Annotated in this window: 13 protein-coding genes; 1 reads left to right on the forward strand and 12 read right to left on the reverse strand. The window is 38.1% G+C overall.

Translation table 11 applies throughout. The features are described from left to right. Window positions 1-171: 171 nt before the first annotated feature. The 6 genes from C568_RS0122680 to C568_RS0122710 all read right to left on the reverse strand — a co-directional run bounded on the left by C568_RS0122680 (window position 172) and on the right by C568_RS0122710 (window position 4,925). Window positions 172-528 carry a hypothetical protein gene (locus C568_RS0122680; protein WP_003201263.1) on the reverse strand — a complete coding sequence of 119 codons (357 nt, stop codon included), beginning with the start codon at window positions 526-528 and terminating at the stop codon, window positions 172-174. 533 nt (window positions 529-1,061) lie between these two features. Next, entirely contained in the window at window positions 1,062-1,676 is a 615-nt protein-coding gene (gene ytpR, locus C568_RS0122685; RefSeq protein WP_018764527.1) for a YtpR family tRNA-binding protein, read from the reverse strand. After that, window positions 1,673-2,485 (reverse strand): DUF1444 domain-containing protein, encoded by an 813-nt coding sequence (locus tag C568_RS0122690; RefSeq protein WP_018782801.1) that lies wholly within the window; start codon window positions 2,483-2,485, stop codon window positions 1,673-1,675. Before C568_RS0122690 ends, ytpR begins: the two co-directional genes overlap by 4 nt. Before the next feature lie 80 nt (window positions 2,486-2,565). Further along, complete coding sequence (locus C568_RS0122695; RefSeq protein ID WP_003201257.1) at window positions 2,566-2,880, reverse strand: thioredoxin family protein; 315 nt, start codon at window positions 2,878-2,880, stop codon at window positions 2,566-2,568. Window positions 2,881-2,962: 82 nt separating this feature from the next. After that, a complete protein-coding gene (locus C568_RS0122700; RefSeq protein ID WP_003201255.1) occupies window positions 2,963-3,472 on the reverse strand; it encodes a DUF84 family protein in 510 nt (169 codons plus the stop codon). 379 nt (window positions 3,473-3,851) lie between these two features. Continuing rightward, on the reverse strand, window positions 3,852-4,925 hold the full coding sequence (locus tag C568_RS0122710; RefSeq protein ID WP_016116681.1) for a M42 family metallopeptidase: 1,074 nt from the start codon (window positions 4,923-4,925) through the stop codon (window positions 3,852-3,854). Between the two features lie 142 nt (window positions 4,926-5,067). Between C568_RS0122710 and C568_RS0122715 the strand changes: the two genes are divergently transcribed. Next, the gene (locus C568_RS0122715; RefSeq protein ID WP_018782803.1) at window positions 5,068-5,379 is read left to right on the forward strand and encodes a PepSY domain-containing protein; all 312 of its coding nucleotides are present in this window, start codon (window positions 5,068-5,070) and stop codon (window positions 5,377-5,379) included. Window positions 5,380-5,571: 192 nt separating this feature from the next. Here C568_RS0122715 and C568_RS0122720 read toward each other — a convergent pair whose 3' ends face one another. The 6 genes from C568_RS0122720 to C568_RS0122745 all read right to left on the reverse strand — a co-directional run bounded on the left by C568_RS0122720 (window position 5,572) and on the right by C568_RS0122745 (window position 12,617). Next, window positions 5,572-6,723, reverse strand: a complete 1,152-nt coding sequence (locus C568_RS0122720) for a thiolase family protein (protein ID WP_018782804.1) — start codon at window positions 6,721-6,723, stop codon at window positions 5,572-5,574. Next, window positions 6,720-7,592, reverse strand: coding sequence for a 3-hydroxyacyl-CoA dehydrogenase family protein (locus C568_RS0122725; protein ID WP_018782805.1), 873 nt, complete (start codon window positions 7,590-7,592; stop codon window positions 6,720-6,722). Before C568_RS0122725 ends, C568_RS0122720 begins: the two co-directional genes overlap by 4 nt. Window positions 7,593-7,727: 135 nt before the next feature. Continuing rightward, window positions 7,728-8,843 (reverse strand): CaiB/BaiF CoA transferase family protein, encoded by a 1,116-nt coding sequence (locus C568_RS0122730; RefSeq protein ID WP_029427643.1) that lies wholly within the window; start codon window positions 8,841-8,843, stop codon window positions 7,728-7,730. After that, window positions 8,843-9,988: an acyl-CoA dehydrogenase family protein gene (locus tag C568_RS0122735; protein WP_018782807.1), complete on the reverse strand. Its 1,146-nt coding sequence runs from the start codon at window positions 9,986-9,988 to the stop codon at window positions 8,843-8,845. Before C568_RS0122735 ends, C568_RS0122730 begins: the two co-directional genes overlap by 1 nt. Beyond that, window positions 9,988-11,550, reverse strand: coding sequence for a fatty acid--CoA ligase (locus tag C568_RS0122740; protein WP_018782808.1), 1,563 nt, complete (start codon window positions 11,548-11,550; stop codon window positions 9,988-9,990). The genes C568_RS0122735 and C568_RS0122740 overlap by 1 nt, the downstream gene beginning before the upstream one ends. 203 nt (window positions 11,551-11,753) lie before the next feature. Beyond that, window positions 11,754-12,617: a YtnP family quorum-quenching lactonase gene (locus C568_RS0122745; protein WP_018782809.1), complete on the reverse strand. Its 864-nt coding sequence runs from the start codon at window positions 12,615-12,617 to the stop codon at window positions 11,754-11,756. Window positions 12,618-12,695: the final 78 nt, after the last annotated feature.

Here is a 12,695-nt window from a genome sequence, read left to right on the forward strand (position 1 = left end):
GTCGCTGCTATGAAAAACAAAAGGTGACCTGTACTCGTTCTCTCTTTTTGTTTTCACTTGGCATGGGGCTGAAAGAGGGACTGACCGCTTCTATGCATGGCCAGATGCTCTCTCCCACCTAAAGATTAGGTTTTATGTCGGGTTTTCAATTTGCATTTATATAAAAACACCCTAAATTTCTTTTAACTGTTTCATAATCTCATCTATACTACGTGCTATACAAACTGGTTCCCATATTTCCGATCCTTGTTCAGCTGTGTAGATCGGATGGAGTGGATTATCTATATCAACAAAGATAGGATCACCCATATCTGTATCATATCCAATAACAATCCAACTCTCTTGCCAATCTCCCTTTTTCCCACTCATGAGTGAATTTTTGTTTTTATCATATCGATATCCAATTTGTCCCTTTTCCAATTCATTTTCATGCAATAAATATATTTCAAATGATTGTAATTCAATATCATGTTTCTTCGAAGTTTCGATAAGCCCCAGAAGCTCTTTCACTTTTGGAAATTGTCTCATATGTTCCTATCTCCTTCTATATAACTCCATTTTAATTTTTCAACATATAAGTCGCTGCTATGAAAAAACAAAGGTGACCTGTACTCGTTCTCTCTTTTTGTTTTCACTTGACATGGGACAAGAAAAGGGGCTGCCCACTTCTATGCATGGCTGGATGCTCTTTCCCACCCTAAAAGAAAGGTTTTATGTCGGGTTTTCAATTTGCATTTATATATTTTTCTAAATTTTAACTAATTTGTTTTTGAAATACAATATAGATTTTGAGAAAAGCGTTACAATATAAAAACATGTAAATAAAAAAATAGCCTCATTTTATCATGAGACTATTTTTTCTATATAATTCTATTTTAATTTTCCGGCATATCGTTCGCTGCTACGAAGAACAAAAGATGATCGCTACTTGTTTTTCCCCTTTGTTTTCACTTGGCATGGGGCAGGAAAAGGATCTGACCACTTCTATGCATGGCCGGATGCTCTCTCCCACCTAAAGATTGGGTTTTATGTCGGGTTTTCAATTTGTAATTATATATCAATTAAAATTTGAACTCTTGTCCAACCTCATAGCTGTCTTCTAATACAAGAATACCTTTTTCCTGAGGAGCATCCGGAAGCTCTAATTCACGTGCAGAACAAATCATTCCAGAAGATGGAACGCCGCGAAGCTCAGCTGGTTTAATTAACATACCACTTGGCATTACAGCACCGATTTTTGCGACAACAACTTTTTGTCCTGCATCAACGTTTGGTGCACCACATACGATTTGTAGTGTATCTGTACCGATTTCTACTTTACAAATGTTTAGTTTATCTGCATTTGGATGCTTTTCTTTTTCAGCTACGTAGCCAACGACGAATTTCGGCGTGAGGTCTGCTTCTACTTTTTCTTCAAAGCCATTCTTTGCTAAAATGTCATTGATTTTTTCAACAAGCTCTTTTGTTAAAGTAATGTTCCCTGTTTCCTTTACTTCTACATAAGAAGACGCATTAAAGATGTTGAATCCTCCTGTTACGTTGCTTTCACGATCATAAACGCGTGCAACATCTCCTTTGCGGTCAAATGTACGGTTTTCTAATGTGATATCTTGTAAGGCAACGATTAATGTGTCGCCAATTCCTTCAAGGTTGTAAAAAACGTTCACTTTGTTCATCCTTTCTCTTTTCCATTTGTCTTCTTCCGATTCTTCGCTAAAATAAAGATTGGCTCAAAATCCCCATCTTCATATACGAATGAAAGTGATGTAATCGGAACATGACCTTCGGCAAAAAACTTCATTGTCATTTGTGCAATAATATCATAACCGATTTCGTTCACGATATCAGCAATAATTAATACATCTTGGTGCGGAACAGCTACAACCATGTCACCTGAAATCTTTTCACGCATCGATTGTAATAATGATTCATTCAAAATACGACTCGCATCATAGCCATCATTTGTGTTTAAGAAATAAAATGTATTCCCCGCCACTTCATCTTGTTTAAATGAATGACTTAAGGAACGTACATTAAACAATGCCATTTCACGTACTTGCTGCTCTGTAAGTCCTAGTTTTTGTAACAAACGTTCATCAATTAATCGATATGTTTTATTAGAATCTAATGCATAATAAATGCGCGTTTCTGCTGTATGATCTGTCATTACGAAAGGATTTCCTTCTTCAGCTTGCTTTGGAAAAGAAGTGGATCGAATAACCGGTAAAATTTTTACCGCGCCGCTTTCTTCTTTATGCATCGCAAGTAGCGCCTCTTGTACGTAATACACAACATCTTCAATCGCTGCTTCCTTCTTCACTTCCCATTTCGCTACAACTCCTGGAAGCGAAACATTAATTCCCTTTTTCGTATCTTTTTGTTCAATACGGAGCGTATCCTTCTCGCTATCATAATGAAATTCCCACTCTGGACGAGCTAATCTAGTCATTAACTCGTCTTTCATCTTTTTGCTTGTCATTTTCATTTCGTTTGCCTCCCTTCCAAAAAAATAACCTCCCCCGCGAAGGTAGAGGTTGTTTTTACAATTTAATTGGCGAGATCGCCTTATTTTAACCCTTCAATAAACGCTTCGATTTGTTCTTGTGTTTTACGATCTTTGTTTACATAGCGTCCAGTTTCTTCACCTTTATTGTACGCTACAAAGCTCGGAATGCCAAATACGTCTAATTTCACGCAAAGGTCAATAAATTCGTCACGATCTACATAGTAAAATGAGAAATCGCTATATTTTTCTTCTACTTCTGGCATAAATGGGTCAATAAAACGGCAGTCTGGGCACCATTCTGCTGAGAACATAAAAATGACGTTCTCTTCATTTTTTAATTCTTGAAATTGTTCCATGCTTTCTAATGATTTCATCTATATTTCCTCCTCTAACGAAGTGTATCTTTTCATCTCTAATCTTCTTTTATACTACCATACATCACGTATGGTGCAAGGTTTATGCTTGTTTTTCATCATACTTATATTGCCCAATTAACAGCTTTACAACATGTACAAATAATTGTGTACGATCCACATAATGATCTGTAAAGATTCCGATTGCGCCTTCATGGCTACGAATGTCTTTTCGTTTTACAAATGCCTCCATTACTTCACTTAACTCTTTTCCATCTTCAAGAGGAGAAAGAAAATCATCAGGAAGCATAATCCGTGCCCCACCTGCGACAAATACTTTCCCCGCGCTTGTCGCCAAAGCACCCCAATTGCACATAAACAAACCGTGCTCTGTTTTCATTACACCGCCTTCTAGTCCGATACCGATGTCAGCTTGTTTTTCTTCTAGTGCTCGCTTCGCTCTATTGATTGCGCCTTGCATCGTTTCTTCATCAGAAAATGGCTGTGCTGCAACTCCTGAAGGAACAGAAACTGAAGTAATACTTACCTCTTTCCATACTTCTTGTACGGCTCCTACTTTTGTTTGATTTTTCGAGCCAACTGCTACTTTCATATTGTTCACCTCTATATAAGTCATTGCTACAAAGAACAAAAGGTAATTGACACTCTTGTTCTTTCTTTGTTTTTAACTCTATATGGGATAGGGAAAATTCTGAACTTTTCTATACATGAGCGGACGCTCTCTCCCATCTAAAAAGAGTGTTTTGATCAGTTCTTCATCATATGTCCTCTTCCATTTTCCAACATATACATTACGGCTATGAAACCAAAAAAAGACCTCCACTCATTGTCTCTTTTTGGTTTCACATGGTATGGGGCTAAAAAGAGCACTGACCGCTTCTATGCATGAGCGGACGCTCTCTCCCATCTAAAAAGAGTGTTTTTATTTCTTTTCATATACGAAAAGAAAAGGCCGAATCCGGCCCTTTCTTTTAAGCATTGTTTTTAATTGTTTCTAATGTTGTTTTATCTGTTGCTTTCACAAGTTTTGTAATCAATTCTTTCGCTGCTGCATAATCATCAACATGTAAAATAGAAGCATGAGTATGAATGTAACGAGCGCAAACACCAATTACTGCTGACGGAATACCAGAGTTACTCGTATGTACACGACCTGCATCTGTACCACCTTGTGAAATAAAGTACTGGTACGGAATGTTATGTGTTTCTGCTGTATCTAAAATAAATTCACGCATTCCTCTATGTGTTACCATTGTACGGTCATAAATGCGAAGAAGTGCTCCTTTTCCTAATTGACCGAACTGCGTTTTATCCCCAGATGCATCATTTGCTGGACTCGCATCAAGCGCATAGAAAATATCTGGTTGAATCATATTAGCTGCTGTTTGTGCGCCGCGAAGACCGACTTCTTCTTGTACAGTCGCACCAGAGTATAACGTGTTTGGTAATGTTTCATCTTTTAATTCTTTTAACAATTCAATCGCAAGACCACAGCCGTAGCGGTTATCCCAAGCTTTCGCCATAATTTTCTTTTCGTTTGCCATTGGTGTAAACGGACAAATCGGAACAATTTGTTGCCCTGGTTTCACACCAATTTCAAGCGCTTGTTCATAACTATCTGCACCTATATCAATTAACATATTTTTTATATCCATTGGTTTCGCACGTTGTGCATCACTTAATAAATGAGGTGGAATCGAACCAACAACCCCAACAACTGGGCCGTTTTTCGTCATAATTTGTACACGTTGTGCTAATAGCACTTGACTCCACCAGCCGCCTAGCGTTTGAAAACGAATCATCCCGTTTTTCGTAATTTGCGTAACCATAAAGCCAACTTCATCCATATGACCAGCTACAAGTACGCGTGGGCCATTTTCATCCCCTTTTTTCAGACCGAACACGCTACCTAAACCGTCTTGGACGATTTCATCTGCATATTTACTTAACTCCTCTTTCATAAAACGGCGCACATCATGCTCAAATCCTGATGTACCTTGTAATTCTGTTAACGTGCGAAATAATTCTAATGTCTCTTTATTCACGAAGTTCCCTTCTTTCAAACCTTAGTAGAATACCTCTTTTATTGTAACGAAATTTTCGAAATGTTTCTAGTTTCTTCTTTTTTCGTTAAAATTGCATTATAATTATCATCAATACACTACTTTATAGAATTGAGGTGAATATATGCGCTGGAAAGGTTTACTAGCTGGTGTTGGTTTTGGTTTTGCAGCTGGTTATCTTGTTGCAAACAAAGTTCAAGAACAATCCCATATTTCTTCAGAGAAAGCATTAAAAATGGTGAAACAAGCATTAAGTCATAAAGGCGAAATTACTGGCTCTTGGGTACATATGGTTCCAGAGACGTTTGAAAAATATGATGTCGCGTACGAAGTATACCGCGGCGGTCTTACAACAATTTTAAATGATATACAAGAACGATTTGAATTTTTAGTAGATGCAAAAACAGGTACCGTTTTAGAAGTAACGGCTGCTTAAAACAACTCAGAAAATCAAAAAGCATAAAGTGAAACTTTGATCAGTGGAGGGCTTCATTCCCACATTGATTATTCACTCCCGGCCAATTAGATTGTTACGGACAATAATACTCCGCTTGCATAACTTTGAGGTGAGGGCTACCACTCATGAGTAGTGAGATTAAAGTGTGCAGATGAATTTCTGCACACTTTTTCACATTCTTTCAATTATCATCGCTGTCGACATCCCATGTCCAATGCAAATTGTCAGTAGGCCGTACCTTCCCTGCCTCCGCTCCAATTCATGAAGAAGAGAAGTCATTAATTTCGCACCAGTTGCCCCAAGTGGATGACCTAGCGCAATCGCACCACCATTAACATTCACCTTTTGTAAATCCGCTTCCATTTCCTTTTGCCATGCTAAAACAACCGATGCAAATGCTTCATTGATTTCTACAACATCCATATCATGAATTGTTAAATTTGATTTTTGTAGCACTTTTTTTGTTGCAGGGATAACGCCATCAAGCATTGTTGTCGGGTCAGAACCAACAACCACTTGATTAACAATACGAGCACGTGCTTTACAACCTAGCTCTTTAGCCTTTTCACTATCCATCAGCAAGATTGCTGCAGCACCATCACTAATTTGACTTGCATTCCCTGCTGTAATCACTCCAGTTTCTTTAAACACTGTTTTTAAATTTGATAACGCTTCATAAGAAGTATCCCTTCTCGGACCTTCATCATTTTCAACTAATATTTCATTGCCTTCTTTATCTACACCACGCAGTGGTACAATCTCTCGCTGAAAGTGTCCAGATTCAATAGCTTGAAGTGCACGTCTATGACTTTCTAGCGCGTAAGCATCTAACTGTTCACGTGTAATACCATATTTTTCTGCAATCATCTCAGCAGATACACCTTGATGCACAATTTGATACTTTTCGTGAAGACTACTCGGGATCGTCTGCTCATTTCCATCACTTAAAATGGGAACTTTTGTCATATGTTCAACACCAGCTGCAATCGTAATGTCCATATCCCCTGATTTAATTTCTTGCGCAGCAAAGTGAATAGCCTGTTGCCCTGAACCACAGAGCCTATTAATCGTTACTGCTGGAACCGTTATAGGAAAATCTGCTTCAAGTGCCGAAAGTCTTCCAATATTAAAACCTTGTTCGTTAATTGGCGTTACACACCCCATAACTATATCTTCTATAAGTCCTTTTTCTATATTCCCACGTTTTGTTACTTCACTCAGTGCAACTGCCGCAAGTTGTATAGGGTGAAGTAAACGAAATGCCCCATTTCTTTTACCAACTGGCGTACGTACAGCTTCAACAATAACAACGTCCCGCTTCATATTTTCTCGCCTACTTTCCCTTTTGAATAATCATAAAAACCTTTCCTAGTCTTTCTTCCAAGATGTCCTGCCTCTACAAGTTTCACAAGTGTTTGCGGCGCTCTAAACCTATCTCCAAATGCTTCCATTAGTCCTGTACTCGCAAATAGCATCGTGTCTAGCCCTACATAATCCGCTAATTCAAATGGTCCCATTGGATAGTTCAAACCAAGCTTAATTGCCTTATCAATCTCCTCTTTACTTGTAATTCCTTCTTCATACATACGCATGCACTCTAACATATGAATAGCAATTGCCCGCGACGTCACAAATCCTTGCATATCTTTCACAACAACCGTTTCTTTCCCAATTCCTTCTGAGACTGTTCTTACTGCTTGTATCGTACTTTCTGCCGTAACCACTCCTCGTACAATTTCAACGAGCTTCATAACAGGAGCGGGATTAAACCAATGCATCCCCACTACTTTTTCTGGACGACTTGTTACACTTGCAATTGCAGTTACACTTAATTCAGACGTATTCGTTGCTAGAATAGTAGATTGCGATGTATACAAATCTAACTTTTGAAAAATCTCCTTCTTTAACTGTAATATTTCTGGTACTGCTTCAATAACAAGCTCTACATTTTGGCAAGCTTCTTCCAATATAACTGTAGAAGTAATATGAGCTAGAATTCCATTTTTTTCTTCCTCTGTCATACGTCCTGCGTTCACGAAACGACCCAAGCTTTTGGTGATAGTTCCATAAGCTTTTTGTAAACTTTCTTCTGATATATCATACATTTTCACATGTTTATCGCCCATCGCTAACGCTTGGACAATGCCACTTCCCATAATTCCTGCACCAATTACTGCAATATTTCGAATCATTATTTTCCTCCTTTAATTATTTTCTTTTCATTTCCACAACATACATTTCAACAACGAATCAATACTTTCCGAAATAGTCTTGCATATTTACGAGAAATAAATGTCCTCTTGATTCTCTATCTTCTCTCTAATTATTCATACACGAACTCGCTCAATTACATCTAATTGTTCCAATCTCTCAATCTCTAACTTCGATAATCCAAGCTTTTGCAACACTTCTTCAGTATGCTCACCAAGCTTCGGTGGATTCGCAAATGTATGACTCGTATGTGTAAATACATATCCTTTCTCATTTACTAGATGCCTTGTAAATGGTGACGACGATAATTCATTTGTCTCCAAAACAGGCGCCAAACAACAATCCACTTCCATCGCAAATTTCGTCCAATACGCCAATGGCTTACTAGCAAAGAGTGCTTTCATTTGCTCATAAATGATTTGACCATCTTGAGTTAGTTCATATTGCTTATCCCCCCATTCTACTCTTCCTACCGCTTCACAAAAGGAATGCCAAAATTTCTGTTCAACTGCTCCAAGCGCAACAAACCTTTCATCGCTCGTTTCGTAGAGGGAATAACACACAATCTTACCGCTAAGCAAATCTAGCCCATGACGTTTGTTATACATTTTTTCAAGCATGATATGATTGTTCATTAACATCATTAAGCTATCTGTGAGGGAAATATCGAGATAACTCCCTTCCCCAGTTCGCTCTCTTTGAAACAATGCTGCCATAATTTTTTCTGAAGTCATCATTCCGCCTATCTCATCCCCAAGGGTAATTTTGGGATGAACCGGAATTCCTTCTTGATCTTTCAACTGTGCTAATACGCCGCTTACTGCCATAAAATTTATATCGTGGCTTGCAAGATCCGAATGTTCTTTATTTTGTCCATATCCAGTTAATGAAGTATAAATGATACTTTTATTTACCCGTTTAACTTCTTCATATCCAAGACCAAGACGGTTCATTACGTTAGGCCGAAAGCTTTCTATTAAAACATCAGATTTTTGAAGAAGTTTTTTCACTACCACTACTCCTTCTGGATGCTTTACGTTTATTGCAATACTTTTCTTGTTACGATTATTCGCACAAAAAAATGCCTGATTACCAGATTCCAACCCTCTTGCTAAATCACCATAAAGCGGTTCTACCTTTATCACTTCTGCACCTAAATCAGCAAGGCGAAGTGCTGCATACGGACCTGGTAAGTAATGAGAAAAATCAACAACTGTTATTCCTTTCAACATCATAAGCCCATACCCTTTGCAATTATATTTTTCATAATCTCATTCGCACCAGCATAAATCGCGCTTACTGGAATATCACGATAACGCCGCGCAATCTCGTATTCTTCCATATATCCATATCCACCGTGCAGTTGTATGCACTCTGCTGACACTTTTTTTGCAAGATCTGTCAGCCACCACTTCGCCATCGATACTTTCGTTACGATGTTCTCACCATTCATGTGATTGGCAATACAGTCATCGACAAATGTTCTACCAATTTCAATTTCCGTATACATCTCTGCTAATCGAAACTGTACTGTTTGAAAATCGCTTATACTTTTCCCAAATGCTTTTCGCTCTTGGACATAGTTTTTCGTTATATGTAGCATCACTTCCGCGGCTGTTTTAGCTGCAATTGCAACAATGAGACGTTCTTGCTGCAACTTTTCCATGAGATAATAAAAACCTTTTCCTTCTTCCCCTAGCAAATTCGAAGCAGGCACTTTTACATCTTCAAAAATAAGTTCTGCTGTATCTTGACTATGTAAGCCGATTTTTTTTAGTTTTTTTCCTCTTTTAAATCCCTCCATTCCTCTTTCTAAAACAAGTAGACTCATGCCTTTATGAGCCGGTTTAATATTTGTGTCTGTCTTACAAACAACGATAACTAAATCTGCATGAATACCATTTGTAATAAATGTTTTTTCTCCATTCACGACATAATAATCACCTTCTTTTCTTGCAGTTGTTCGAATACTCGCCAAGTCCGAACCTGCTCCTGGCTCCGTCATCGCAATTGCAGTTATACATTCACCGCTTACACATTTTGGTAACCAACGTTTCTTTTGTTCTTCTGTTCCATACTGCGTGAAGTATGGAACGACAATGTCATTGTGCAAACCAATTCCGATTAAACTTGATCCAACCTTTTCAAGTTCCTCGTTAATGACAACCGAATATCCAAAATCAGCACCTGCTCCACCATACCGCTCATCTACCATTGGACAAAGAAAACCTTTACTCCCCATACTTGTCCAAAAAGCACGAGGAATTATTCCTTCTTTTTCCCATTCGTTATAGTATGGATATGCTTCCTTTTCTAAAAATTTATGAAAAGCATCACGAAAAATGTGATGCTCCTCCTGTAAATATTTATGCCTCATCATATCCTCCCCTTAGCTTCCGTTTCTGCATTACGCAAAATAAACTTTTGAATTTTACCGCTTGCATTTCTTGGCAGTTGTTCAACAAACACATAGCGACGTGGACGTTTATAATCAGCAAGCTTATCACTTACTTTGCAATACTCATCTAATATCTCTTCGGTAAGAAACTGATCTTTTGAAACGATGTATGCTAGAACACTTTCTCCCCAAAGCTCATCTTTCTCTCCAAGCACCGCAACATCTAAAACACTTTCATGTGTATACAAAAAATCCTCGACCTCACGTGGGTAAATGTTTTCTCCACCACTAACAACCATATCGTCAACGCGATCCGCAACGTATAAATAACCATCTGTATCTACATACCCCAAATCTCCTGAATGGTACCATCCTTTATATAATGCTTTTGCTGTTGCCTCTTCATTGTTGTAATACCCTTTCATCAAACAGGAACCTCGCATAATAATTTCTCCGATTTCATACGGTCGTAATATATCATTCGGCTCAGATGGCCCTTCTTCATTTGGACGGACAACACGGATTTCATGATTATAGGCAGCTTTTCCTGCAGAACCTACTTTAGTAAGTTGCTCATTCTCTCGTAAAAAAGTAACTGCCGGTCCCATTTCCGTCATACCATAGGCTTGTACTAATGAAACATTCAATTTTTCATCACAAGCTTTTACAAGTGCCGGTGCCATTGAAGCTGCTCCATATAAACCGTACCTAAGAGAAGATAAATCATACTGCATTAAGTCTTCCTGCAACATCATATTCCACATTGTAGGTGCCGCGAACATAACAGTAACCTTCTCTTTTTCAATCGTTTCGAGCACATTCTTTGCATCGAAATGGTGCAGAATAATATTCGCCCCGCCGCTATGTACCCTTGGAACGAAGCAACAGTGCAGCTCAGCACAATGAAACATCGGTGCTGTTACAAGACCACGACTATTCTCGGTATAATGTAAATATGCGATTCCCATCAAGCTTTGATCGATAATTTCTCGGTGACGGTGAAGTACTCCCTTCGGATAACCGGTTGTTCCACTTGTATACATAATGGAACAAATATCATCTTCTTTTACTTCTACTGTTTCAAAATCCGGTAATGCATTTGATAGTTTTTCTTCATATGAAATAGAAAACGGTGGATGATTTTGGTCAATGTACCAGAACTGGATATGAGGAAATTGTTTATGAATACTTTGTATTTGGGAGGATAATTGCTTTTCAAAAAGTACGATTTTTGGAGAAGCATCTTCTAATATATAACTGAGTTCTTGTGGTTTTAATCTAAAATTAATCGGATTAAATACGGCGCCAATTTTTGCACAAGCGAAACATGTAGTTGCTAGTTCACTACTATTAAAGAGAAAAGTCGAGACGTGATCACCTTTTTGTATACCACTTTTTTGGAGCGCATGAGCTAGCTTATTCACCTGTTCATTCCATTCTGTATACGTCCAGCGAATATTTTTTTTCGGTTCAACAATCGCTTCTTTATTTGGATAATTTCCAGTAGTCAGTTCAAGTAAATTTCCAATCGTTATATGCAATATATTTCCCCCTTTCGAATAAAAAGCTTCTCATATAGAGCATGTCATAATGCAGTAACTCAGAGATATTATAACAATCTTCAGAATATTTTAATAGTATTTCTTTCGACAAATCCTTGCAATGTGTTTGTAGTTGAACAAGAACATAAAAAATTTACTTTTTAGTGGAGGGGGTGACCCTCCACTCCATACTTCTATCTTTCTTACACTTCACTTGATACATTTTCCTCTTTTCGTTCTACCTTCTCAACCATATTCCCTTCCTCATCCCACTTCACAGCGCGATAATAGGCATCATGATAAAAGGTGAACCATGCTTTCTTTTCTGTACCATACTTCATCCATTTTTGCTTATGTTCAATTGAAGTCATTGGATAATCATCATATGCCATCACCCATAATACGTTTTGATGAGCATGCGTTGGCAAGAGATCCGCTAAATGAAGCATCGTTTCTCCTTTACTTTCAAGAACAATTACAGCATGACCATCACTATGCCCTCCTGTATGTACCATTCTGACTTCATCTGAAATTTGTATTTCGTCTTTGAAAGTGACAATTTGCTCTACAATTGGCTCCCAATTTTCTTTCCAATATGTATTACGAGAGCGGATATTAGGGTTTCTCATTTCATTCCATTCTATTTCTGATACATACACTTTTGCATTTGGAAACGTCGGAACAAGCTCACCATCTTCCGATTTTGTTAATCCTGATGCATGATCAAAATGAAGGTGTGTCATTAATACATAATGAATATCTTCAGCTGTTAGACCGTGTTCCGCTAGAGAATGTTCAACTGACGATTCTTCTGTTATCCCTTGATTCCGCTTCATTTTTTCATTCATTTTATTATTTCCAATTCCTGAATCAATGAGCATATTTCCTTCTTTCGTTTGTACAAGCAACGGATCTGTTCTTAAATAAATATGATTTGTATCATTATGTTTATATTTGCGTGACCATAAGATTTTTGGTACGACACCAAACATCGCTCCCCCATCTAAATGAGTGTTCCCTCCGCGGAGCCATGTCACTTTTATTTCTCCGATTTTTAAAGATTCCATTCCACATTCCCCCTTTTCCATTTTCCCCCGCTATTCGCGTGCAGTAAGACTCCCACCTCAAAATGCAGCAAAAGCAAA

The organism is Bacillus sp. 95MFCvi2.1 (assembly GCF_000374965.1).
Lineage (GTDB): Bacteria > Bacillota > Bacilli > Bacillales > Bacillaceae_G > Bacillus_A > Bacillus_A pseudomycoides.